The sequence below is a fragment of the Amycolatopsis japonica genome (genome assembly GCF_000732925.1).
Classification (GTDB): Bacteria; Actinomycetota; Actinomycetes; order Mycobacteriales; family Pseudonocardiaceae; genus Amycolatopsis; species Amycolatopsis japonica.
Genome location: NZ_CP008953.1, coordinates 4,600,714 through 4,625,227 on the forward strand (window position 1 = coordinate 4,600,714; position 24,514 = coordinate 4,625,227).

General features: G+C 69.7%; 21 protein-coding genes. 15 read left to right on the forward strand and 6 right to left on the reverse strand.

What is annotated here, in order from left to right:
- The first annotated feature begins 3 nt into the window (after positions 1–3).
- The 6 genes from AJAP_RS21345 to AJAP_RS21370 all read left to right on the forward strand — a co-directional run bounded on the left by AJAP_RS21345 (position 4) and on the right by AJAP_RS21370 (position 7,476).
- Positions 4–1,200, forward strand: a complete 1,197-nt coding sequence (locus tag AJAP_RS21345; protein WP_084098269.1) for an MFS transporter — start codon at positions 4–6, stop codon at positions 1,198–1,200.
- Positions 1,201–1,232: 32 nt separating this feature from the next.
- A complete protein-coding gene (locus AJAP_RS21350; protein WP_038514546.1) occupies positions 1,233–2,237 on the forward strand; it encodes a LacI family DNA-binding transcriptional regulator in 1,005 nt (334 codons plus the stop codon).
- 402 nt (positions 2,238–2,639) lie between these two features.
- Positions 2,640–4,013 carry an ABC transporter substrate-binding protein gene (locus tag AJAP_RS21355; protein ID WP_038514549.1) on the forward strand — a complete coding sequence of 458 codons (1,374 nt, stop codon included), beginning with the start codon at positions 2,640–2,642 and terminating at the stop codon, positions 4,011–4,013.
- Complete coding sequence (locus AJAP_RS21360; protein WP_038514552.1) at positions 3,991–4,965, forward strand: carbohydrate ABC transporter permease; 975 nt, start codon at positions 3,991–3,993, stop codon at positions 4,963–4,965. Before AJAP_RS21355 ends, AJAP_RS21360 begins: the two co-directional genes overlap by 23 nt.
- Complete coding sequence (locus tag AJAP_RS21365; protein WP_038514554.1) at positions 4,962–5,831, forward strand: carbohydrate ABC transporter permease; 870 nt, start codon at positions 4,962–4,964, stop codon at positions 5,829–5,831. Before AJAP_RS21360 ends, AJAP_RS21365 begins: the two co-directional genes overlap by 4 nt.
- Positions 5,832–5,877: 46 nt before the next feature.
- Positions 5,878–7,476, forward strand: coding sequence for a glycoside hydrolase family 13 protein (locus tag AJAP_RS21370; RefSeq protein ID WP_038514557.1), 1,599 nt, complete (start codon positions 5,878–5,880; stop codon positions 7,474–7,476).
- Here AJAP_RS21370 and AJAP_RS21375 read toward each other — a convergent pair whose 3' ends face one another.
- Complete coding sequence (locus AJAP_RS21375) at positions 7,477–9,027, reverse strand: BTAD domain-containing putative transcriptional regulator (RefSeq protein WP_038514558.1); 1,551 nt, start codon at positions 9,025–9,027, stop codon at positions 7,477–7,479.
- Between the two features lie 138 nt (positions 9,028–9,165).
- On the opposite strand from AJAP_RS21375, the gene AJAP_RS21380 reads away from it, so the two are divergent.
- Positions 9,166–9,597 (forward strand): organic hydroperoxide resistance protein, encoded by a 432-nt coding sequence (locus tag AJAP_RS21380; RefSeq protein ID WP_038523557.1) that lies wholly within the window; start codon positions 9,166–9,168, stop codon positions 9,595–9,597.
- Between the two features lie 62 nt (positions 9,598–9,659).
- Here the strand turns inward: AJAP_RS21380 and AJAP_RS21385 are convergent, their stop codons facing one another.
- Positions 9,660–12,350, reverse strand: coding sequence for a helix-turn-helix transcriptional regulator (locus tag AJAP_RS21385; RefSeq protein ID WP_038514561.1), 2,691 nt, complete (start codon positions 12,348–12,350; stop codon positions 9,660–9,662).
- A 131-nt stretch (positions 12,351–12,481) separates the two neighbouring features.
- On the opposite strand from AJAP_RS21385, the gene AJAP_RS21390 reads away from it, so the two are divergent.
- The 4 genes from AJAP_RS21390 to AJAP_RS21405 all read left to right on the forward strand — a co-directional run bounded on the left by AJAP_RS21390 (position 12,482) and on the right by AJAP_RS21405 (position 17,355).
- Positions 12,482–14,053, forward strand: a complete 1,572-nt coding sequence (locus tag AJAP_RS21390) for a tannase/feruloyl esterase family alpha/beta hydrolase (protein WP_038514564.1) — start codon at positions 12,482–12,484, stop codon at positions 14,051–14,053.
- A 340-nt stretch (positions 14,054–14,393) separates the two neighbouring features.
- Entirely contained in the window at positions 14,394–15,731 is a 1,338-nt protein-coding gene (locus AJAP_RS21395) for an alpha-lytic protease prodomain-containing protein (protein ID WP_038514566.1), read from the forward strand.
- Entirely contained in the window at positions 15,716–16,357 is a 642-nt protein-coding gene (locus AJAP_RS21400) for a sigma-70 family RNA polymerase sigma factor (RefSeq protein ID WP_228694536.1), read from the forward strand. Before AJAP_RS21395 ends, AJAP_RS21400 begins: the two co-directional genes overlap by 16 nt.
- A 41-nt stretch (positions 16,358–16,398) precedes the next feature.
- Entirely contained in the window at positions 16,399–17,355 is a 957-nt protein-coding gene (locus AJAP_RS21405; protein ID WP_228694537.1) for a LysR family transcriptional regulator, read from the forward strand.
- On the opposite strand, the gene AJAP_RS21410 is transcribed toward AJAP_RS21405, so the two are convergent.
- Complete coding sequence (locus AJAP_RS21410; protein ID WP_148311540.1) at positions 17,236–18,342, reverse strand: LysR family transcriptional regulator; 1,107 nt, start codon at positions 18,340–18,342, stop codon at positions 17,236–17,238. The two genes, AJAP_RS21405 and AJAP_RS21410, sit on opposite strands and share 120 nt — an antisense overlap.
- A gap of 95 nt (positions 18,343–18,437) precedes the next feature.
- Here AJAP_RS21410 and AJAP_RS21415 point away from each other — a divergent pair, with 95 nt between their 5' ends.
- Positions 18,438–19,202, forward strand: a complete 765-nt coding sequence (locus AJAP_RS21415) for a S1 family peptidase (protein ID WP_038514574.1) — start codon at positions 18,438–18,440, stop codon at positions 19,200–19,202.
- 83 nt (positions 19,203–19,285) lie between these two features.
- Here AJAP_RS21415 and AJAP_RS21420 read toward each other — a convergent pair whose 3' ends face one another.
- Positions 19,286–19,531, reverse strand: coding sequence for a hypothetical protein (locus tag AJAP_RS21420; protein ID WP_038514576.1), 246 nt, complete (start codon positions 19,529–19,531; stop codon positions 19,286–19,288).
- Between the two features lie 157 nt (positions 19,532–19,688).
- On the opposite strand from AJAP_RS21420, the gene AJAP_RS21425 reads away from it, so the two are divergent.
- The gene (locus AJAP_RS21425; protein WP_228694538.1) at positions 19,689–20,153 is read left to right on the forward strand and encodes a DUF6130 family protein; all 465 of its coding nucleotides are present in this window, start codon (positions 19,689–19,691) and stop codon (positions 20,151–20,153) included.
- Between the two features lie 41 nt (positions 20,154–20,194).
- Positions 20,195–21,283: an aldo/keto reductase gene (locus AJAP_RS21430; protein WP_038514580.1), complete on the forward strand. Its 1,089-nt coding sequence runs from the start codon at positions 20,195–20,197 to the stop codon at positions 21,281–21,283.
- A 403-nt stretch (positions 21,284–21,686) separates the two neighbouring features.
- On the opposite strand, the gene AJAP_RS21435 is transcribed toward AJAP_RS21430, so the two are convergent.
- A complete protein-coding gene (locus tag AJAP_RS21435) occupies positions 21,687–22,250 on the reverse strand; it encodes a CGNR zinc finger domain-containing protein (RefSeq protein ID WP_038514582.1) in 564 nt (187 codons plus the stop codon).
- 77 nt (positions 22,251–22,327) lie between these two features.
- On the opposite strand from AJAP_RS21435, the gene AJAP_RS21440 reads away from it, so the two are divergent.
- Positions 22,328–23,467, forward strand: coding sequence for an epoxide hydrolase family protein (locus AJAP_RS21440; protein WP_038514584.1), 1,140 nt, complete (start codon positions 22,328–22,330; stop codon positions 23,465–23,467).
- Positions 23,468–23,471: 4 nt separating this feature from the next.
- Here the strand turns inward: AJAP_RS21440 and AJAP_RS21445 are convergent, their stop codons facing one another.
- Positions 23,472–24,491 (reverse strand): hypothetical protein, encoded by a 1,020-nt coding sequence (locus AJAP_RS21445; RefSeq protein WP_038514587.1) that lies wholly within the window; start codon positions 24,489–24,491, stop codon positions 23,472–23,474.
- Positions 24,492–24,514: the final 23 nt, after the last annotated feature.

Here is a 24,514-nt window from a genome sequence, read left to right on the forward strand (position 1 = left end):
CCGGTGCTTCGCAGCCTGTCGTTCCTCCGGCTCTGGACCGGGAACACCGCCTCCGGGCTGGCGACCTGGGCCCTGCCGTTCATCCTCGGACTCGCGGTGCTCGAACGATCGCTTTCGGCTGTGGACCTCGGCATCGTGCTCGCCGCTCGGACGGCGGGATTCCTCGTGGCGGTCCCGGTGGCGGGCGTCTTGGCCGACCGGCATTCCCGTCGCGGGGTCGTGCTCTGGGCGGGCCTGATCGCCGGTCTCGCCACTCCGCTGATCGCCACCGGGATGGGCCGGTCAGTCCTACTGATGGCCACCGCGGCGGCCGTCGTCGGCGTCGGGCAGGGCGCGTGCCGTCCGGCGTTCCAGGCGCTCACGGCCGAGGTGATCGCCGAAGACCGGCGTCAGCAGGCCAACGCCGCGATGACCCTCGCCGTCCGGGTCACGACCTTGGTCGCGCCGGGGCTCACCGCCCTGCTCTCCCAGTTCGCCTCGACGTCGGCCCTGGTGATCGGGACCGGAGTGCTGTGGCTCGGCGCGGCGCTGATCCCGCCGCGAGGCACCTTCACGCCCGCCCCGGCCGCCGCCGGGACCCGCTTCTTCGGCGAGTTCGCCGATGGACTCCGTGAAGCCCGCCGCCACCCGTGGTTCCTCGCCGGGCTCGGCGCGCTGACCGCCGTCGTCGCGACCGGCTATTCCGCCACGGGTGTGGTGCTGCCGCTGGTCAGCCGTGACCGCTATGACAGCGAAACGGTCTTGGCCGCCGGACTCACCGCGTACACCCTCGGCGCGCTCGCGGGCGCGGTCGTCATCGCGCGCTGGCGCCCGAAGCGGCAAGGCTGGACGGCGCTGGCGGGGCTCGGCTGCTACGGCTTCGCGCCGCTGAGCCTGCTGTTCCCGGTGCACCCGGCCTTCGTCATCGCCGCCTACGCCGTCGCCGGGCTGGGCATCGAACTGTTCAACGTCCCCTGGTTCACCGCGACCCAGCGGGAGGTCGAGCCGGGGAAGCTCGCCCGGGTGTCCTCTTTGGACTTCCTGTTCTCCTACGGCCTCGCGCCCGCCGGGCTCGCGTTCATCGCGCCCGCGATCGACCGGTTCGGAGCCGCGCCGGTGCTGGCGGCGTGCGCGGTCGTCTGCTTCGCCGCTCCGGCGGCCGCCGCCCTCGTTCCTTCCTCGCGTGACTTCCGGGCAACCGCACCGATCAAGAGTGTCTAGTTCTTGCGCTCGCTTGCGGTAATGTTTCAGCCATGACGCGTCGTCTTGCCGAAGTCGCCCGCAAGGTCGGGGTCAGTGAAGCCACGGTCAGCCGGGTGCTCAACGGTCGATCAGGGGTCTCCGCGAGCACCCGGGCCGCCGTCCTCACCGCGCTGGACGTGATGGGCTACGAACGGCCGACCCAGCTGCGCGGGGATCGCGCCCGCCTGGTCGGACTGGTCCTTCCCGAACTGCAGAACCCCATCTTCCCCGCGCTCGCCGAGATCATGGGCAACGCGCTGGCCCAGCAGGGTTTCACCCCCGTGCTGTGCACTCGCACCGCGGGCGGCGTCTCCGAAGCGGAGTACGTCGAACTGCTGTTGCAGCAGCAGGTGTCCGGGGTCGTGTTCGCCGGCGGGCTCTACGCCCAGGCCGACGCGGTGCATTCCCACTACCACCATCTCGCCGAGCGCCGCCTGCCGACGGTGCTGATCAACGCCGCCGTCGACCACCTCGGGCTGCCGCAGATCTCGTGCGACGACGCGGTCGCCGTCGAACAGGTCGTCGGGCATCTGAGCTCGCTCGGCCACGAGAAGATCGGCCTCGTCCTCGGCCCGACCGACCACGTCCCGTCCCAGCGCAAACTCGAGGCCTTCCGCGCCTACGCGGCGAAACTCGGTCTTCCGGTGCTGGACGAACTCGTCGAACACGGCATGTTCTCCATCGAAGGCGGGCACGCGGCCGCGGCCCGGCTGTACCCGCGCGGCGCGACCGCCGTCCTGTGCGCGAGCGACCTCCTGGCACTGGGCGCGATCCGCGCGGCCCGGCGGCAAGGGCTCTCCGTCCCCGAAGACGTCTCGGTGGTCGGCTACGACGATTCCGCCCTGATGAACTGCACCGATCCGCCGCTCACCACCACCCGGCAGCCGATCGAGGCGATGGGCCGCGCCGTGGTGGAACTGCTGGTCAAGCGCATAAACGGCGGCGAGGTCGCGGCCGAGGAACTCCTGTTCGCGCCCGAACTCGTCGTCCGGGGCTCCACCGCGCGCCGCGTTTAGCCACCCCGACGAAGGCCACCCGAGACGGACACGGGGCGAAGGACGCTTTCCGCTCGTGCGATGCGGGGAAAGCGTCCTTCGCCCCAGGCCGGACCCCGTGTGCCGGAAGCCGTATCACGCGTGCCTGGAGCCGTATCACGCGTGCTTCGGGACGGATCTGAGTGTTACGCCTCCAAGCACGCGAGTTACGGCTTCAAGCACGCATGTTCGATGAAGTACATGAAGGCCCCCTTCCTTGCGCCTAGCGCAAGGAAGGGGGCCTTCACGTACTTGGGGCACCCCGCGACTGCGTCTGTCGCAAAGTTGCAAGTTCTCATCCAGTTATTGCGTTAATCCGGGGCTTCACTTTAGAGTGACCGCAATCACGTGACAGCCGTCGCGATCCCGAGATGAGGCTTGAAGATGAGCAGCACTTGGTCCCCTGCCGTGCGCCGCCGGATGTTCTGCCTGTTCCTTGCGGGCGGACTCACCCTGGGCGCGGCCGCCTGCGGTTCCGGCTCCGGTGAAAGCACCGGGGGCAAGGTCAAGATCACCGTGACCGGGCAGCCCCCGACCAGCCAGCCGTTCGAGCGCGGCGTGTTCGACGCCGACGTCAAGGAGTTCGAGGAGAGCCACCCGGACATCGACATCGAGCCGCACGAAGGGTTCATGGACCCGAAGACGTTCTCCGCCAAACTCGCCGGTGGGCAGCTCGAAGACGTCTACTACGTCTACTTCACCGACCCGGCGCAGATCATCGCGCGCCGCCAGGCCGCCGACATCACCGAAGCGGCCAAGGGCTTGAAGAACTTCGGCGACATCAAACCGGAATTACTGGACAACTTCCGGGATGCCGACGGCAAGCTCTACGGCCTCCCGACGATGAACTACAGCATGGGCCTGCTCTACAGCCGTCCGCTGTTCCAGAAGGCCGGGCTCGATCCGAACAAACCGCCGCAGACCTGGGACGAGGTCCGCGCGGCCGCGAAGAAGATCGCCGCGCTGGGCAACGGCACCGTCGGATACGCCGACTACAGCAAGAACAACCAGGGCGGCTGGCATCTGACCGGCTGGCTCTACTCCATGGGCAGCGAGGTCGCCCGCAAGGACGGCGAGAAATGGGTCGCCGCTTTCAACAACGACAAGGCCAAGGCCGCCCTGAACCAGTTGCGCGCCATGCGGTGGGAAGACGACACCATGGGCAGCAAGCAGTTGCTCGAAGCGCAGGACGTCCAGCGCATGATGGGCGCCGGCCAGCTCGGCATGTACATGGCCGCCCCGGACAACGTCCCGGTGCTGGTCAAGCAGTTCAACGGCAAGTACGAGGACTACGGCGTCGCGGGCATGCCGGGCGGGCAGGGCACGCTGCTCGGCGGCGAGGGCTACATGATCAACCCCAAGGCCTCGCCGGAGAAGATCAAGGCGGGCCTGGAATGGGTCCGCTGGAAGTACCTCAACCCGGAACGTTTCGAGAAGCACGTCCAGCAGTACGTCGACGGCAAGCAGCCGGTCGGGCTGCCCGCCGAGCCGACCCCGGACGTCTGGCAGGGCGCCGTGCGTGATCAGCAGCTCGCGGTGAAGGCCAAGCACGCCAACGTTCCCGCCGAAAACTACCAGTCCTATGTGGACGCGAGTTCGCGGATCAAGGGCAGCATCGAACCGCCGAACGCGCAGCAGGTCTACGCCATCCTCGACAGTGTGATGCAGGCGGTGCTCACCGATCGGAACGCGGATATCGCTCAGCAGCTGTCGTCCGCGGAGTCGAAGGTCAACAGTGTCCTCGCCCAGGTCAAGTAGCGTCCTCGACTGGCCCGCGACAACGTCGTCGCGGGCCGGTCGGCCGGTCGCCTCGGCGGCCGAACGCCGCCGGAACCGGATACGCCGCAAGCTCAAGGAGAACGTCACCGCGTACGGCCTGCTGTGCGCCGCGCTCGTGGTGTTCGCCCTGTTCTCGTGGTATCCGATCGTGCGCGGGGTGCTGCTGAGCTTCCAGCAGGTCGACTTCGTCAACCCGCCGACGTGGGTCGGCTTCGACAACTTCACCCGCCTGTTCGAAGACCCGCTGTTCGGCGTCGCCTGGCGCAACACGCTGTTGTTCACCGGGCTCGCACTGGTCTTCGGGTTCGTGGTGCCGTTCCTGACCGCGGTGCTGCTCAACGAACTGCGGCACGCCAAAGCGTTCTTCCGGCTCGCGGTGTACCTGCCGGTGATGCTGCCGCCGGTGGTCACCGCCCTGATGTGGAAGTGGTTCTACGACCCGGGCGCCGGCCTGTTCAACTCCGCGCTCGGCGCCGTCGGCCTGCCCGGCGGCCAATGGCTGGACTCGAGCGACACGTCGATGCTGTCGCTGGTGTTCGTGTCGACGTGGGCGAACATGGGCAGCACCACGCTGATCTATCTCGCCGCGCTCGGCACCATCCCCGGTGAACTCTACGAAGCCGCTGAGCTGGACGGCGCGGGACTGTGGAAGCGCCTGATCCACGTCACCCTGCCGCAGACGAGGTTCGTCTTGCTGGTGCTCCTGCTGCTGCAGGTGGTCGCGACCATGCAGGTGTTCACCGAGCCGTACGTGATGACCGGCGGCGGGCCCGACGACTCCACCGTCACCGTGCTCCTGCTGCTGTACCGCTATGCCTTCGTCTACAACGACTTCGGCTCGGCCAGCGCGTTGAGCCTGCTGTTGTTCGTCGCGCTCGGGGTGTTCTCCGCGTTGTACGTGCGCCTGACCCGGAAGGCGGATGAGTCATGAGGACGCTCGTCTCCCCCAGCACGCTTCGCAGCCCCGGCGGCAAGATCGGGTACGCCGTGATCTTCGCCTGCACGCTGCTCCTGTTCGTCATCGCGTTCCTGTTCCCGCTGTACTGGGCCGTGACCGGCGCGATGAAGTCACCCCAGGAGCTGGCGCAGACGCCGGCGACGTTCATCCCGAACGAGTGGCATCCGGAGACCTTCGCCGACGCGTGGGACCAGCTGAGCCTCGGCAAGTACTTCCTCAACACCGTGATCGTCGCCGGGGGCGCCTGGCTGGCCCAGCTGGCCATCGACGTTCCCGCGGCGTTCGCGTTGTCGAAGCTGCGGCCGAAGTTCGGCAACGTCGTGCTCGGGCTGATGCTCGCGACGTTGATGCTCCCCGCCGCGGCCCTGCTCGTACCGACCTACGTGACGATCACCGACCTGCCGTTGCTGGACATCAACCTGATCAACTCACCGGCGGCGGTCTGGCTCCCCGCCGCCGCGAACGCGTTCAACATCTATCTGCTGAAACGGTTCTTCGACCAGATCCCGGACGAGCTGATCGAGGCCGCGCGCCTCGACGGCGCCGGACCGGTGCGCACGCTGTGGCGCATCATCCTGCCGATCTCCCGGCCGATCCTGGCCGTGGTCTCGATCCTCGCGGTGGTGGCCGCGTGGAAGGATTTCATCTGGCCGCTGCTGGTGTTCCCGGACACCGAAAAGCAGACGCTGTCGGTGATGCTGCAGCGCGTGGCCATCGACATGCCGCTGAACGTGCTCGTCGCGGGCATGGTCCTGGCCAGCCTGCCGATGGTGGCGCTGTTCCTGGCGTTCCAGCGGCATATCCTCGCCGGGCTCACCGCCGGCAGTCTCAAAGGCTGACTCTCGCCGCATTCGGGGTTTCCACAAACGATTGGGAGGGTATTTCGTGACCGCATCAGGGCAGTCCGCCGGATGGTGGCGGAGCGCGGCGATCTACCAGGTCTACCTCCGCAGTTTCGCGGACGGGAACGGTGACGGCGTCGGCGATCTCGCCGGTGTCCGCGCGCGGCTGGACTACCTGGCCGAACTGGGGATCGACGCGATCTGGTTCACCCCGTGGTATCCGTCGCCGATGGACGACGGCGGCTACGACGTCGCCGACTTCCGGGAGATCGACCCGCTTTTCGGCACCCTCGCCGAAGCGGAGGAACTCATCGCCGCGGCCCATGCCAGGGGGATCCGCGTGATCATCGACATCGTGCCGAACCACTGCTCCGACGAGCACCGCTGGTTCGCCGAAGCACTCGCCGCCGAGCCGGGATCGCCGGAGCGGCAACGGTTCTGGTTCCGGCCGGGCCGCGGGCCGGACGGCTCGGAGCCGCCGAACAACTGGAAGTCGCGTTTCGGCGGCTCCGCCTGGACGCGGGTCCCGGACGGCGAGTGGTACCTGCATCTGTACAGTTCGCGCCAGCCCGATTTCAACTGGGACAACCAGGAGATCCGCGCCGATTTCGAGGACGTGCTGCGGTTCTGGTTCGACCGCGGGGTCGACGGGTTCCGCATCGACGTCGCCGACGGGCTGGTGAAGGACCCGCGGCTGCCCGACGTCGATCCGGGCGACGAGACGCCGTTCTCCGATCAGGAGGGGCTGCACGAGATCTACCGGTCGTGGCGCAAGATCGCCGACAGCTACCCGGGTGACCGGGTGCTGGTCGGCGAGATGTGGCTGCCGGACATGTCCCGCGCCGCGCGATACCTGCGCCGCGACGAACTGCACGCAGCGTTCAACTTCGATTTCCTGGTGTGCCCCTGGGATTTCGCCCGGTTCAGAGATGTCATCGGGCGGACGCTGGCGGCGCACGAGGAGGTCGGCGCACCCGCGGCGTGGGTGCTGTCGAACCACGACGTCACCCGGCACGTGACGCGGTACGGCCGCGAGGGCGACACCGGTTTCGCGTTCGCGGACCGGCTGCACGGCACCCCGGTGGATCGCGAACTCGGGACCCGCCGGGCACGGGCGGCGGCGTTGCTGACCATGGCGCTGCCCGGTGGTCTCTATGTCTACCAAGGGGAAGAGCTCGGCCTGTGGGAGATCGAGGACATCCCGGGCGAACTCCGGCAGGATCCGGTGTGGGCCCGGACGAACGGCGCCGACCCCGGCCGTGACGGTTGCCGCGTCCCGCTCCCCTGGTCCGGTGACACGCCGCCGTTCGGTTTCGGCACGGGCGGGACGTGGCTGCCCCAGCCTGAGGAATGGCGTTCCCACACGGCGGAGGCGCAGGCGGCCGAACCGGCGTCGATGCTCCGGCTCTACCGCTCCGGGTTGCGCCTGCGGGACGAACTTCCCGCGCTCGGCCCCGGTGAACTGGAATGGCTGGAGCTGGGCGACGGCGTGCTCGCGTTCACCCGGGAACCTGGCTTCACCTTCGTGCTGAACTTCTCGGACAAGCCCGTGCCGCTGCCGCCGCATCGCGAGGTGCTCCTGGTCAGCGGCCCGGTCGACGGAGAACTCCCGACGGACACGGCGGTGTGGCTGCGCACCTGATCACCGGCCGGTCGTGACCCGGCTGATCCGGCCGCGTATCCGTGCGCGGCCCGCCGGGTCACGCCACCGGAGGTGCCTGTCGAGCACCTCGCGGAGCACACCGCCGAGGACGAGGCCGTGGGTGGCGGCCTCGACGCAGGGGTGGTCGCGGAGCCAGTCGAACAGCTCCGAAGACCGTCCTCCCGGCAGCACGGACCGGAGGAGGTCTTCGGTGGTGTGCTCCGCTTGCGCGCACACGTACAACGCCCAGCGATGCGCCTCCGTCGGCGGATCCCCGGCCAGCTGGGCGTAGACGGTGTCCACCACGTAGCGTGCCGCGTCCGATCGCGGTGACCTGCTGACTTCGGCGGACAGGGAGAGCGCGAACGGGTTACCCGCGGCGAAGTCCACAATGGACTGCCGAAGACTCGGGTCGACCCCGCGAGCTTCGAGCAGCGCAGCAGACTCGTTGTCACTCAAGGGTTCGAGCTTCCGGATCGTGATCCGGCCCGACCACGCCGGATCGACCAGCAGGGTGGCGTCCGGGCCGGTCCGGCCCGCGATCACGACCGTGACATCTCCGGGCAGGCGTCGCAGGACCGCCGCCGGATCGTCGAGGCCGTCGAAGAGCCGCACGGGTCTGCCCAAGGCCGCCGCGTCGTCGGCGAACTTCCGGAGCAGGGTCGACTTCCCGATTCCGGGGGCGCCGGTGAGGAACAGCACTCCGCCTCGTGCGAGCAGCCGCCGGAATTCCGCACGTTCGCGTGCACGTCCGACGAACAGCGGGTCCGGTTCGCGGAATGAGGGTGTCTGCTCGTCCTCGGCACGAAGCACCTTCTCGTGCAGTGCCCGCAGTTTCGGGCCCGGACGGACCCCGAGTTCCGCGTCGAACAGGTCGTGGATCGCCCGATAGAGCTCCAGCGCCTCGGCGCGGCGCCCGCCCCGATGGAGGGCCAGGAGATAGATCTCGTACAGCGGTTCTTCGAGCCGATTGCGCTCGATCAGCGCGGGCACTTCGGCCACCACCTCGTCGTGCTCCCCCAGTTCGAGGCGCAGCCTGAGCAGTTCCTGGGTTGCGGTCAGTTTCAGCCGTTCCAGACGCGCACGCTCGTGTTCGGCCGCTTCGCCTGGGACGCCGGCCAGCGCGGTTCCGGTCCACAGCCCGAGCGCCCGCTCCAGCAGTTTCGCCGCCGTCTCCGCGGTGTGCGCTTGACGCGCGCTTTCGATCAGCCCCGCGAACTCGACCGCGTCCACCTCGAAGCGATCCGGATCCAGCCGGTAGCCGCCGGAGCGCGAGACGATCGCCGAACCCAGTCCCTGCAAGGAGAGCAGCCGCCGGAGGCGGGAGATGTAGGTCCGGATGACGGCCTCGCCGGTCGCGGGCGCCCGCTCGCCCCAGAGCCCGTCGATCAGCTCGCCGGTCCGGACGAAACTGCCCGCGTTGGCCAGCAGCAGCGTCAGCACCGCCTGCTGCTGGGGCGAGCCGAGGTCCAGCCGGGTGCCGCCACTGGTGAATCCCGGCGGGCCGAGCACGGTGAAGCGGTACCGGACTTCCTGCGGCAGAGGGGACATGAGCGGAAAGGTAGGCGGGTCCCGACCGCGGCGGCGACCGTCGGACGACGTCGTCGGCGTACGTCGTCCACCATGACGTACAGGAATGACGTCATCCGACGGTCGCCGAGGTCGGTGCCGGATTCCTACGGTTGCGGCATGTCTGAAACCACGTACACCGCCGTCGCCACTTCGACCGCGGAAGGCCGCAACGGCGGCCGCGCGACCTCCGACGACGGCGTGCTCGACGTCGGCCTCGCCGTCCCGAAGGCCTTCGGCGGCTCCGGCGACGGCACGAACCCCGAGCAGTTGTTCGCCGCGGGCTGGGCGTCCTGCTTCGTCGGCGCCGTCCGCCGCGTCGCGGGCGTCAAGAAGGTGAAGCTGGAAGACCTCGCGGTCGTCGCCGAGGTGACGCTGCACCACGACACCGACGCGGGCGAGTTCCACCTGAGCGCCACGCTGCATCTGGAGGCCACCGGCATCGACCAGGCCACCGCCGACGAACTGGTCCAGGGCGCGCACCAGGTGTGCCCGTACTCCAAGGCGACGCGCGGGAACGTCGAGGTCACGCTGGACGCCACCGTCGCGTGAGCCGCGGTCCCCGGATGTCATGAAAGGGTCGTTCAGGACGTTTTTCGTCCTGAACGACCCTTTCATGACACGACGCCCTTGAGCTCCGCCCGCGAACTCACCCCCAGCTTCGGGAAGATCCGGTGCAGATGCGTGCCGACCGTCCGGTGCGAGAGGTAGAGCCGCTGCCCGATCTCCCGGTTCGTCAGGCCTTCGGCGGCCAGTTGCACGATGCTCAGCTCGTGCGGGGTCAGCTTCTCCCGCGCGTCGGGGCCGCGATTGGGACTCGACTCCCCCGCGCTCCGCAGTTCACGGCGCGCCCGCTCGGCCCACGCGGTCATGCCGAGCGCGTCGAACGTCTCCCGCGCGGTGCGCAGATGCGCCCGCGAGTCCACCGCGCGCCGTTGCCGCCGCAGCCATTCGCCGTACGCCAGGTGCAGCCGCCCGCGTTCGGCCGGCCAGCCGTCGAGCTCCGCCCCCAGCGCGGTCTCGAACAGTTCGTCGCTCGGGTCGAGCACGGCGCGGGCGTACCGCAGGCCGATGTGCAAAGCGGGCGCGGGAGTCGTCACGGCGAGCCGCTCCATCTCCGCGACGATCTCGCGCAGCGCCTCGACCTGTCCCGCCCGGACCGCGACCTCGGTGAGTTCCGCGACGAAGTAGACGCGCAGCGCGAGCTGGAAGGCGGGATCGGCGGGGTCGAAGAGACGCCGTAGATCGGCGAACGCGTCGTCGAAGCGGCCTTCGCTCGACGCGGCGATCCCCCTGGCGAGTCGCACGGTCGCCAGTACCGGCCGGGCACCGGCGGCGAGCGCGGTCCGTTCGGCCTCGTCGGCCAGCGTCTTGGCCTGTTTGTGCTCACCCCGCAGCGCGGCGATCTCGGCCTGGACCGCGGTGGCGAGCCCGTACATGAACGGCTGCCCGGTCTCCTTGGCGAATTTGGCCGCCTCCGCCGCGGCAGGCACCGCCCCGGCGAGGTCGCCGAGCCGGACCCGGCTCCACGCCTGGACGGCCAAGGCGCGAGGCAGCAACCCGAGCCTGCCTTGCGCCCGCAGCCCCGGAGCCGCGGCCGCGGAGAACCGCGCGGCCAGATCGACCGCGCCGACCTGCAGTGACGCGCTGCCGAGAAAGCGGTCGACCTCGGGATCGGCACCGGTGGCGGCGGCGAGTCCGCGCAGCTCGCCGAGCACGGCTTCGGCCCGGTCGAACGGCGCCACGTACGCGGCGACAGCGACCAGCCGCGGATCCGAGTTCTCCACCGGGAGGCGGTCCGCGACGGCCAGCAGCGTCCGCCGCGTGTCCGCACCGGGTTCGGCCCAGAAACACCGCATGGCGGCACCCCACAGAACGCGCATCGCCGGATCCGGGTACCCGTCCTCGGCGATCGACTCGGCCAGCCGCGCCAGTTCCGCGATCCGTGAAAGGTCCTCGCGAGCGCCGTCCTCGAACCCGCTGAGCAGCCAGCTCGCCGTCGCCCGTTGCCGTGACGTGAGCTCTCTCGCGCGTGCGTCGCGGACGAGCCGTTCCGCCGTCTCACGTCCGCCCGATTCGACGGCCAGTTCGGCCGCGCGCAGCAACCGGTCCGCCCGGCGCTCCGGATCGAGGCTCAGCGACGCCGCCTGCTCCAACGCGGCGACGGCGGCCGTCACACCACCGCGATGCCGCGCGCGGCCGGCGGCGTTCTCCAGTTCCCGTGCCACGTTCTCGTCGGCGCCGGTCGCGGCCGCCGCCCAATGCCAGGCGGCGCGATCCGGCTGTCCGCGGAAGATCTCGGCGAGGCTCAAGTGCGCGCGTCGCCGTTCCTCGGCCGGCACCGAAGCGGGAATGGCCGAACGCATCAACGGATGCCGGAACGACACCGTCCTGGCTTCGAGGTCGATCAGCCGGGCTTCGGCGGCCGCTTCCAGCCCCGACGGCTCGACGTCCTCACCCAGCAGCGTCGACGCCGCCGCGAGGGTGTCGGTGAGCGAGCCGGTTTCGTTGAGCGCGGCGACCAGCAAGGTCGTGCGGGCCGGTTCCGGCAGGGCGGTGAACCGGGCCCCGAACGTGCGCTCGAGCCGCTCGGTCAGGGGCAGCACGGGATCCGAGGTGTCGGTGACGGCCGACGGCAACTCGGTCAGGGCCAGCGGATTGCCGCCGGCTTCGGCGAGGATCCGGGAACGGACCGGCGAGGTGATCCCGGGGGCGACGGAGTCGAGCAGCTCGGCAGCCACCTCTTCGGGAAGGCGGTCCAGGTCCATTGAGGACAGTCCCGCGTCGCGCAGCGGCGACGGCTCCCCATCCCGGACGGTCGCGATCAGGACGATCGGTTCCGTCTCGATCCGCCTGGCCACGAACGCGAGCACGTCGGCGCTCTCGCGGTCCATCCAGTGGATGTCTTCGGCGACGATCAGCAACGGCTTGGCCGCCGCCTCCTCCGAAAGCAGCGTCAGCGCGGCGAGCCCGACCAGGTACGCGTTCGGCTCCGCCCCTTCGGCCAGCCCGAGTACCGCCCACAGCGCGGAACGCTGCGGCGCGGGCAGCAGGTCGGCGCCCGCCCGGACCGGATGGAGGAGCTGATGCAGCGCAGCGTACGCGAACTTCCGTTCGGCCTCGACGCCGGTCGCGCGCAGAACCCGCAGGCCCCCGAGCCTCGCCGCGGCCACGGCCTCCGCGACGAGCGCGGACTTCCCGACGCCCGGTTCGCCCTCGATGAGCACGCCGCAGCAGCCCGCGGCAGGACCGTCGACGAGTTCGGTCAGGTCCTTCAGCTCGGCTTCCCGTCCGAAAAGCGGCATGGTGCGGCATTCCTCCCGTCGGCCATGGGCGGCCGCCCGTCCGACGATACCCAAACGGTCCGGTTAGGACCGGCGGCGTCCACAGGATGTAGACGGCGTGTCAACACGATCGGCCTAGCTTCGGGAAAGTGATGAGACGCAAGAAGTTGTTCCTGGCGGCGGCACCGCTGGCCGCCCTGCTGCCGCTGGTGCTGACCTCGGTCACCCAGACGGCGCCCGCCCAAGCGGCGGCGGCGTCGTGCGCGGCGGTCCCCGTCGCGGCGCCGGACGGGGCGCGGATCGAGTCCGTCCAGGCGGCGCAGAAGCCCGGCGGGACCGTCACGTTCCCGCCCACCCCGTTCACGGCCCCCGCCACGATCACCGACGTGCCCGCGTACTGCGAAATCACCGTCACCCTGACCCACGGCACGGCGGGTGACCACGTCAAGGTCGCCGTCACCCTGCCGCAGACCGGGTGGACCGGCAGGCTTCAGGCGGTCGGCGGCAGCGCGTACACCGCCGGTGACTTCGGCGCCCCGCTCGTCCAAGCGGTCAAGGACGGCTTCAGCGGCGTGACCACTGACGCCGGCGTCCCCCTGACCTTCCTCGACACGTCCTGGGCGCTCACCTCCCGCGGCGAGATCAACAGGCCTCTCGTGACGAACTTCGCGACCCGGTCCGTGCACGAGGCCGCCCTCGTCGGGAAGGACGTGACGCAGAAGTTCTACCAGCGGGAAGTCACCTACTCGTACTGGAACGGCTGCTCGACCGGCGGTCGTCAGGGCTACTCCGAAGCGCAGCGGTATCCGGGCGACTTCGACGGTGTCCTGGCGAACGCGCCCGCCGTGCACTGGGCCGAGTTCGCGGTCGCGACGCTCTGGCCGCGAGTCGTGCTGAACCAGGAGAAGACCTACCCGGCGACCTGCGTCTTCACCGCCTTCCAGCAGGCCGCGATCAAGGCCTGCGACGGCAGCGACGGGGTCACGAACGGCATCGTCGACCGGCCGGACGAATGCGGTTACGATCCACGGTCCCTCATCGGCACGAAGGTGCTCTGCGGCGACAAGGAGGTCACCGTCACCGCGGCGGACGCCGAAGTCGTACGCAAGATCTGGGCCGGACCGACCGACGAGCACGGACGACGGCTCTGGGCGGGTCTGCCCAAGGGAGCGGATTTCGGCCCGGTGACGACGGCTCCGGGCTTCCCGGTCGCGGTGGGCTGGGTGCAGACGTTCCTGAAGAAGCAGCCCGGGTTCGACACCGAGAAGCTCACTTATCGCCAGTTCGCCGATTTGTTCCGCCAGTCGGTGCGGGAATACGACGACGTCATCGGGACCTCCGATCCGGACCTGTCGGACTTCCGCCGGGCGGGCGGCAAGCTGATCACCTTCGTCGGCACCGACGACCAGCTCATCCCGCCGGGCGGCACGCTGCGGTATCGCCACGAGGTGGAGCGCGAACTGGGCGGTTCGAAGCGCGTCAACGACTTCTACCGGCTGTTCCTCGCGCCGGGTGTCGCGCATTGCGGCGGCGGCGCCGGCGCCACGCCGACGAACGCGCTGGGCGCGCTCGTCGACTGGGTCGAACACGGCAAGGCACCGGCGACCCTGCCCGCGGCGAACGGCGGCAAGACCCGCGATCTCTGCCCGTATCCGCAGGTTTCGCGGTACCGCGGCCACGGTGATCCCGCGATGGCGTCGAGCTACCGCTGCACCGTCCGCTGAGGTCCGCCAGACCCGTGCCCGTCGTGCCGGCGCCCCCTCCGGCACGACGGGCACTTCCTCACTCTGTGAGAACTCTTTGCCTTACCCCTCAAAAGTACGGTATTGACGACAGTGGACACCGCGACGGCGCATCTCGCGCGGCTGCGCACCACTTCTTCCGGAGACGGCGAAACCGTTGTACCGCAACGGAATCGGCGGCCGGATCAGCACGGAACCTCGCCATATCGCCCCGCGCCACAGCCGGGCGATATGACCCAAATGGTATGTACCAGTCGAGTGATACGCCTCGTACGGTCGGGGACGAATCCCCCTCCCCCGCCGTTTCGAGGAAAGCGTTGAAATGAACAGAAAGATCTTAGCCGCGACCGCAGCGGCCATAACCGGGGCAGGCTTGGTCACCGCCATCGCCCTGACCCCCAGCGCGAGCGCCGGTCAACAAGCCACCGCCGGCGACCAGGCCCAGTCCGAAATGCTGGCCGCGATGTCCCGCGACCTGAAGATCACCCCCGAACAGGCCAAGCTCCGGCTCGCGAGCGAGCAGCGTGCCGCGGTCGCCGACAACACGCTGAAGAAGCAGCTCGGCACGTCGTATGCCGGATCGTGGCTGGACTCCACCGGGACCACGCTCACCGTGGCCGTCACCGACGCCGCCCAGGCCGACCTGGTGCGTGCCGCGGGCGCGACGCCGAAGACAGTCGCTCGCAGCGCCTCCGACCTCGACGCCGCGAAACTGCGGCTGGACGCGAAATCCACCAAGGCACCGAAGACCGTGCCCGGCTGGTACACCGACGTCACCACCAACTCGATCGTCGTGCTCGCCAACGCCGGTGGCGAGGCCGCCGCGAAGTCGTGGGCCGCCGAGTCCGGTGTTCCGTCCGATGTGGTCCGGATCGAGGCCAGCGCCGAGAAGCCGCGGGCACTGATCGACATCATCGGCGGCAACGCCTACACCTTCGGCTCGGGCCGCTGCTCCATCGGCTTCCCGGTCGAGGGCGGCTTCGTCACCGCCGGACACTGCGGCACCACCGGCACCCGCACCTCGAACCCGAGCGGGACCGTCGCCGGCTCCAGCTTCCCCGGCAACGACTACGCCTGGGTCCGCGCCGACGCCGGCAACACCCCGCGCGCGCTGGTGAACCGCTACCCGGGCACCGTGCCGGTGGCGGGTTCGACCGAGGCCGCGGTCAACTCCTCGGTCTGCCGTTCCGGCTCCACCACGGGCTGGCACTGCGGCACCATCCTGCAGAAGAACACCTCGGTCACCTACCCCGAGGGCACCATCACCGGCCTGACCCGGACCAACGTCTGCGCCGAGCCCGGCGACTCCGGCGGTTCGTGGATCACCGGCGACCAGGCGCAGGGCGTCACCTCCGGTGGCTCCGGCAACTGCACCTCCGGCGGCACCATCTACTTCCAGCCGATCTCGGAGATCCTGAGCGTCTACAACCTGCGGCTGATGGTCACCGGCAACCCGCCGTCCAGCACCACCACCACGCCCACCACCCCGACCAGCCCGACGACGTCGAACCCGCCGGGCGGCACCTGGGCGCCGTACACGTACTACGGCTCCGGCGCGACCGCCAGCTACGGCGGCAGCAACTACCGGGTCATCCAGCCGCACACCTCCTTGCCCGGCTGGGAACCGCCGAACGTGCCCGCGCTTTGGGAACTCGCCTGACCTGGACCGCCCCCGGCGACCCGACCTCGCCGGGGGCGGCTCCTCCCCTTGACGACGACGCGCGGGCGGCGGATCTCGAATCCCTCGTCCCTCGCGCCCGCCGCGGTGACCCCGCGGCGACGAACGAGCTCATGAGCATCGTCCAGCCGGTGGTCGCGGACTACTGCCGGAACAGGATGGACGGGACGGACGCGCGGGAGATCGCCGCCGAGGACGTCGCGCAGGAGACCTGCCTCGCCGTGCTCACCGCGCTGCCCACCGCGAAGACGACCGGCGGCTCCTTCCTCGCCGCCGTCCTCGGGATCGCCGCCCGGAAGGTCGCCGCTGCCTTCCGGCGGCGCGCCCGGGACCGATCGGAACCCACCCCCGATCCGCCCGAACGCGCGACACCCGAGACCGACGAACCCGAGCGGCTGGCCATCGCCGCCGACGGCCACGACCGGTTGAGGCGGCTGATGAGCACCCTTCCCGGTATCCAGCAGGAGATCCTCCGGTTGCGGATCACGGTCGGGATGACGTCGCCCGAAACGGGGGCGGTGCTTCGGGTGAGCCCCGGTCTGGTCCGGGTCAACCAGCATCGCGCCCTGCACAAACTCCGCACGATCATCAGCGAGGACGACCTGTGATCAGCCCCCTCATCGGTCCCGGGGACGGCCATACTTGGCCGGTGGAAATCGATGTCCGGCATCTGCGCCTCCTCGACGCGATCGCGTCGGCCGGCAGCATCGCGAAGGCCGCCACCTCGCTCGGGCTTTCCCAGCCCGCGCTGAGCGCGCAGTTGCATCGGGTCGAGAGGGCGCTGGAACGGACGGTCTTCGAACGCGACCGGCACGGCGTGCGGCCCACCGCGCTGGGTGAGGTGCTGCTGAACCACGCGCGGCGCGTGCTGGCCGCGGCGGACGACCTCGAACTGGCGATCCGCCGGTTCCACACCGCGCCGTCGGAAGGGCTGCTCCGGATCGGGGCGCTCCCGACGGTCTTCGCCGAGACGTTGAGCGGCGTGGTCGCCGCGGCCGCGCCCGGCCGCCCGGTCGAACTGCTGGCGGTGACCAGCCGGAAGGCGTTGTTCTCCGCGCTTCTCGACGGCACGGTGGAACTGGCGCTGTACGTGGACCATCCAGGGCAGGAGATCGTCCCGCCCGGCGGTGTCCACATGCTTCCCGTCGGGACGGAGCCGGTGTTCGTGATCGTGTCCCCGGACCATCCCGTCGCCGGACGCGGTGAGGTGTCGTTGGCGGAACTCGACGGCTCGACCTGGCTCGCGGTCGCGGGCGGGGACGACGAGTTCCACGATCACCTGACCGATCAGTGCGCCCGGGCGGGGCTCGGCGCGATCACCGTGCAGGAGCTGGAACCGATGGTGCTGCGGCAGACCGTCCGGCGTGATCCTCGCGCGGTGGCGCTGGCCCAGTCCCTCGACTCCGGTTCCACGATGCCCGGCTCCGTGCTGGCCCTGCGGGGTGTTCCGCTGAGGACGCGGCATCTTCTGCTGTGGCGTGAAGGTTCACCGGTCGACGTCCAGACTGTCCGAAGTGGATTGGTGCACGCGGTCACCGAGCTGGCCGCGATCCGGCACCGCCTTCCCGAGTGGGCGGCGGCCAATCCCGGCTGGCTCGGCACCTGAGCGTGCTTCCTCGAAGGAATCCACAGTGGTCGTCCACTGTGGATTGTCGGCGAGCCAGGTCCGGTATCGTTCCGGGGCCTCCATGACGGTGCGCTGCGCCCGCACGAGTTCTTCCCACAGCGCACGGACGGCGTCCCCGACCAACGGCCCTCGCTCGTTCCAGTACAACCGGGTGGTCATGCGCAACGGGTTCCCGCGCAACGGGACGACCTCGATCCCGCTCCTGCGGCGGGCGGCGGGCACCATGGGCAGGACCGCTTCACCCAGTTCGCACAACTGCGCGCAGACACTCGGCGGCAGCGTCCGGATCTCCGGGGTGAACCCCGCGGCCCGGCACACGTCGCCCAGGTATCCGGTGAATTCCGTGTCGGAGAGGTCCGCGGTGTCGGCGACGCTCAACCAGCGTTCGCCGGCCAGCTCCCCCAGCGCGATCTCGGCACTGCCCGCCAGCGGGTGATGTTCGGCGACGGCCACGAACAACGGCTCCACCGCGACCGTCGCCCGCGCGACCTCCGGTGGCGGATCATGGACATGGCCGGGGAAGTCGACGACGACGAGCAGTTCGAGCCGGTGGTCGGCGAGCAGGTCCAGCGCCGCCGTCACGCTCAGCGCGCCGCGCACCTCCGCTCCGGTGGACAGCACACGCGGCACCGCCACCGCCAGATTCCCCACCAGCTGCCCGGGAATCCCGCAGATCCGGACCGGATCGGGCAACGTGCCGTACCGGTTTCCGTCCAAAGCGGATTCGAGCCGGTCGAGCTCGTCGAGCACGGTGCGGGCGTGCGCGAGGACCAGTTCGCCGAGCGGGGTGATCCGTGCGCCGCGCCGGTCCCGGTGGAAGAGCGGACCGCCCGCGACCCGCTCCGCCCGGCGCAGGCTGTCGGTGACGGTGGGCTGGGTCAGGCCGAGGGCGGCCGCCGCGGCGGACAGCGTCCCCGTTTCGGCGATGGCGCGGACCACCCGCATCTGCCGGAACCCGAGTTCCATAGACGAACGCTATACAAAGCCGGGAGTTCTCGGGAAGCCCCGGCACGGCGAAGGTGATTCCCGCACATCCCCTTCAACGTCGAGGAGGACTCCTTATGAGACTGCGTACCCTGCTGCGCGCCGCACTGATCCCGCTGGTCGCGGGCATGGCGGCGCTGGCCGTGTCGTCGCCGGTGGCAGCCCAGGAACCGGCGGAGATCGGCCCGGCCATCGTCGGCGGCGGACAGGCGACCGGCGACTTCCCGTGGATCGCGTCGCTCCAGGTCAACGGCAGTCACGGCTGCGGTGGTTCGCTGATCGCGTCGCAGTGGGTCGTGACGGCGGCGCACTGCATCCCGCAGCAGACGCTCCAGCTGCGCATCGGCTCGAAGACCTGGCAGTACGGCGGTGTCCTGACCTCGGCGTCGCGCATGATCAAGCATCCGTACTACAGCGGGCAGGCCGGACCGTACGACATCGCGCTGGTTCGGCTCTCGCAGCCGGTGCAGAACGCGCCGATCCGGATCGCCGACAGCTCGCCGGCGGCCGGGACCGGGGTCACGTTGTACGGCTGGGGCCAGACCTGCCCACAGCGTGGCTGCGAACCTAGGCCGCCCGCGAACCTGAAGCAGCTGAACACCCGCATCGATCCGGACAGCCGCTGCCAGGGCATCCAGGGGTCCTCGGAACTGTGCGTCTACAGCACGAACTACCAAACCGCCTGCTACGGCGACTCCGGCGGACCACTGGTCGTCCAGGGCGCACTGGCCGGCGCGACGAGCCGCGCGGGGCACAACAGCCCGTCGTGCGGTACCGGCGACACGATCTACACCGATGTCGTCGCTCATCGGCAATGGATCGCCTCCGTCACCGGGGTGTGACCTTCGCGGTGCGGTGACCGGTGAACCGCACCGGGAAGGGGAGCCGGGCGGGCGCGTCGCAGGGACGCCCGCCCGGTTCCCGTTCAGCGCTGGATGCAGTCGAGACCCAGTCCGAACGCAGTGACGACGTACTGACAGATATGCGTCGCGTGCACCTCGTCGGTTTCCAGGCAACCCACCGGGACGCCCAGGAGGTCGACCGCGCACGACGCGTAGAACTGATTCGGGCTGCCGGGCACCGGGTCCGCGGCGGCGGGCGAGGCGGTGAAGGCGCCCGCGGAGACCAAGAACGTGACAGCGGCCGCCGCAGCGGCGATTCGAGACTTCATCGTTCTCTCCTTTTCTTCCCCTGGCGGGTCGATGTCCCGCGTATTCCCCGGATCCGGCCGGTTCACCTGCCGATCACCGGAAAGTGTCACGGTGACGTACACCGATGACGTCGTCCGACGGGCGCCGCGGTCCGCAGGCCGGTCCTAGCTTGAGTTCATGCCCGTCTTGGGGAAACTCGCCCTCGCCACCGCCGTTCTGCTCACCGCCGCGTGCGGCGCTCCCCCGGCTGCGCCCGCACCTCCTGGTGCGGCCGCCGGCTGGTCGCCCGCTCCCGTCGTGCCGCTGCCTTCGCAACCGCCGCCTTCGCTGGTCGTGGACGCGCCCTTGCCCGAACAGCTGGCGATGGGGCTGGTCGTGCTGCGGTACCGGGCGGAAAACCTCCGGATCGTGCCGGTCTACGGCCCGGCCGCGCTGGACGTTTCGCCGCGGATCGGCCACATCCACGTGACCGTCGACGACGCCGCGTGGCACTGGGCGGACGGCAGCGGGGAACCGCTGATCATCCAGTCACTGCCGGCGGGGCCGCACAAGGTGTGGATCGGTCTCGCCGATCCGACGCACAAGATCCTCGACGAGAAGACGGTGAACTTCGTCGTTCCCGTCCACAGTGGACACCACTGAAAAGTCTGCCTTCAGCCGTCTCTGAAATCCTGGAGTTCCCCATGGCACTCGATCAGTACTACCTGCTCGGCCGCTCCGGACTGCGCGTCAGCCGGATCGCGCTCGGCACGATGAACTTCGGCACCGGCGGTTTCCATGCCGCATACGGAAAAACCGAGGACGAGGTCCGCCCGATCTTCCGCGAGTATCTCGACGCGGGCGGGAACTTCGTCGACACCGCGGACTTCTACACCGCGGGCGAAAGCGAGACCATCCTCGGCCGCCTCATCGCCGAGGCGAACGTGCGCGACCGGGTCGTGCTCACCACCAAGTACACCAACAGTGTCGACCCCGGCGACCCGAACGCCGGCGGCAACGGCCGCAAACATCTGATCACGGCACTCGAAGCGTCGTTGCGACGGCTGGGCACCGACCACGTCGACCTGTTCCTGCTGCACACCTGGGACCGCGTCACTCCGGTCGAAGAGGTGATGCGCACGTTCGACGACCTGGTGCGCGTGGGAAAGATCCGCTATGCCGGGCTTTCCGACGTACCCGCTTGGTACGCCGCCCGGGCGCAGAGCTTCGCCGAGGCGAACGCGCTGACCCCGGTCGTCAACCTTCAGCTGCCCTACTCGCTCGTCGAGCGGACCATCGAGACGGAACACGTGCCGATGGGGCACCATCTCGGTCTCGGCGTCACCGCGTGGAGCCCGTTGGCAGGCGGATTCCTCACCGGCAAGTACCGGCCGGGCGAGACGCCGTCCGGCCAAGGCAGGCTGAGCGATCCGGGGAACCCCGGGAAGTCGTGGACGGACCGGGACTGGGCGTTGCTGAAGCCGCTGGAGAAGGTCGCCGAAGAACTCGGTGTCACGATGGCGCAGGTCGCGATCAACTGGGTCGCGACGCAGCCGGGTGTCGCGGCCGCGATCGTCGGGGCGAGCAGTGCGGAGCAGCTGGGCAAGAGCATGGCGGCGCTGGACTTCGAACTGCCGCCGGATTTGCGGGCGCTCCTCGACGAGGCGAGTGCTGTCCCGCCGGAGTCGGTGTATCGGATGTTCACGGCCGAGTATCAGAATTGGGTGGTGTCGCCTGGGGTGAAGGTCGGGGACAAGCCTGCGGGGTATGCGCCTGGGGTTCGGAACTGGTGAGCTGTTGCCGGTTTGCGGCTATGGACTCAGCGTCATGTGATCAGCCGGTTGCCGTTTTCTGGCGACGGGCCGGGATGGCCCGGGTCGCGAGCCGACCTCGCGTGAGGGTGTCGCCGTTTCTCGGCAACGGGCTGGGCGGGGCCAGCCATGTACGACCGCAGCCGTCCGACCGGTTGCCGTTTTCCGGCAACTGCCCAAAGCAGCACGTAGCGAAGTCCCGGGCACGCGAGTCCGTCGCCGTTTACCGGCAACAGACTGGGCGGGGCTAGCCTCACAGGCAACTCCACACCATCGCCAGGGTAAGAACGATTACCGTTTCAGGGCAGCGCGTCGCGGGCCGCCCAACAGGACTGCCGCCTGGCTGGTCTGTCGCCGTTTTCCGGCAACGCGCCCCCAAGCCCGCTCAAGAACCCCCAGAGTTCTTCCGCTGATTCGCCTGAAACCGCGCCTTCTTCTGCCGATTCCCGCACGTGTTCATGTCACACCACCTACGCGTGCGGCTCTGACTGGTGTCGAAGAAGGCAGCCATACACGTAGGCGACGCGCACAAGGCCATCTTCCCGTCCCGTTCGCCCGAGATGATGCTGATCGCGTCGGCGGCGATCACACTCAGGGCGTCTTCGACGTCGGCGACCCGCCATCGCCGTTCCCCGTCGGGCGTCAGGACGGCCGCGGCCCGCCCCTGGACACTGCGGTCGTTGATGACCTGGACGGCGCCGGCAGGCAGGGCTTCCCGGGTCGCGGTCGCGGTCGCGGCGGCGTGGATCGCTTCCCTCAGCTCCCGGGCGAGGTCGAGCTGGGCCGCGGTGCAGGACTCCACGGCCAGGCCGCTCACGGCCAGCCAGTCCACGAGCCGCTGCGGTGTGGGAATGCGCTCCACGGCCTCACCACGACGCTCCGTCAGAGTCGCCGTGAAGCTGGTCGCCAGCACGCTGCCGAGGCGGAAGTCGGGAAAGCCGGAACGCATGGAACCACCTTAGCCGGTTGCGCCCGGACGGGGCGAACTGTTAGAACCGTCTTAGCCGGTTCCGAAGAGGAGGTCCCATGACCAGCGAAGTGCAAGCCTTCGAAGCCCACGCGACCGACGCCGACCTCGACGATCTGCGTGCGCGATTGGCCACGGCGCGGCTACCGGAAGCCGAGACGGTCCCCCGCTGGGGCCAGGGCGTTCCGCTCGCCGATCTGATCGAGGTCGTGGACTACTGGCGCACCGGATACGACTGGCGGTGGTTCGAAAAGCGCCTCGACCGGATCGGCCAGTTCCGCACGACCATCGACGGCCTGGGGATCCACTTCCTGCACCGCCGGTCCACCCGCGCGGACGCCACTCCCCTGGTCCTGACGCACGGCTGGCCGGGCAGCATCGCCGAGTTCGTCGATGTGGTGGACGAACTGGCCGAACCGGCGGACCCGGACACACCGGCGTGCCACGTCGTGGTCCCGTCGCTGCCGGGCTTCGGTTACAGCGACAAACCGGCCACCACCGGCTGGGGAACCGAAAAGATCGCGGCCGCCTGGGTCGAACTGATGGGCAGGCTCGGCTACGACAGGTTCGCGGCCCACGGCGGCGACTGGGGCGGCAACATCACCACGGTCCTCGGCGGCAGGTTCCCGGAACACGTTCTCGGCATCCACACGACGTTCGCGGAGGGACCGCCCGGGCTGACGACGGAGGGGCTGACCCCGGCCGAGCGCGAGTGGACCGAGGAAACCCACGACTTCTGGCATCACCGCGCCGCCTATGCCAAGCAGCAGGCGACCCGCCCGCAGACCATCGGCTACTCGCTCGTCGACTCACCGGTGGGCCTGCTCGCCTGGATCCTCGACAAGTTCGCGGAATGGTCGGACACCGAGGACAGCCCGTTCGAGACGATCTCCCGGGACCGCATCCTCGACGACGTCACCCTGTACTGGCTGACCCGGACCGGCGCGTCATCGGCCCGCATCTACTACGAAAGCCACAACTCCCTCGATCCCGAACTCCGCGTCGACGTCCCGGCGGCGATCACCGTCTATCCCCGCGACATCGAGAAATATCCGCGCCCCTGGGCGCAGGAGCGGTACCGGCGGATCGTCCGCTGGAGGTCGCCCGAAGCAGGCGGGCATTTCCCGTCGCTGGAGGTCCCCGGGTATTTCGTCAAGGATCTGCAGGAGGGCCTCGCGGCCGTACGGCAAGCGGTATAGGTCGTTATACGACCCTCGAGACGGGGCCGCCCGCCATCACCCGGTCGTAGATCGCCCTCAGCCACGGCTGCCGAACGGCTGGAAGCCGCGCCAGCGTGTGCAGGAAGACGTCCCGTGCGGGCGAGAAGGGCCCGCTCGGATGCTTCGGCAGCGGGTCGTCCCGGAGAACACCCACCGGCATGACTCCGGAAGCCGGGGCGGTCACCGGGTCCTGACCGAAAGCCAGCCACGTCCACACCTCGGCCGCCAGCGGGACGACGTCGGTCGCGCCCGAATGCGGCCACGGCCGCCCGGTCACCGGGTGCCGCGGCACGAGCGCGATGTCGTCGGCATCCGGCTCTCCAGGGCCCGCGAGCGCCAGAGCCCGATGCGGTGAGCTGGACGAAGGCAGGGCAAGAGCCGGGCCGAAGACGTCGGCGACCAGGCCGTCCTGCACTGCGATCGTCCCGCCGCCGGAAACCGCGAACAGACGGGCCAGCGCGTCACCGACGGCCGCCTCCCAATACGCGTTCCACGCCCCTGAGGGTTCGACCGGCGGTACTCCTTCGACGGTCCAGTCGTCGGCAGGAGGTTCTCCCGCCGGTTCGAACCGCACGGAGTCCGGGAGGAACCGCACCTCCTGCCAGCGCGAGCAGTCGTCGATCCGGCTCCCCACTTCCAGGCCGCACCGGGCGCAAGCGAGATTGGGGCCGTCCCGCCCGTCCACGCCGTAGCAGTAGCCGTCGCATCGTTCCGGGATCAGCACGGTCCCGCGAGTGTCCCCCGGCGCGACCACGATCGATCCGGCGGGCCCGTGCGAAAGCAGGCCGACGGGCGCGAACAGACTTCGAGCTTCGGCTTCGGCCTCGTTCCACGGTCGCCACGGCGGACCGAACGGCTCGGGGTCGACGGCGTAGCTCCCCGCCCGCATGAGCGGCGGCAGAAGGGCGTGCCCGTAACGGTTGTGCGCGTGCACCGGGAGAGCGACCGGCGAGACCGGCACGGTCAGTTCGGCGGCGCAGCCCGCACAACTGAACACGACCACCGCACCCTCCCCAGGCAGATGTC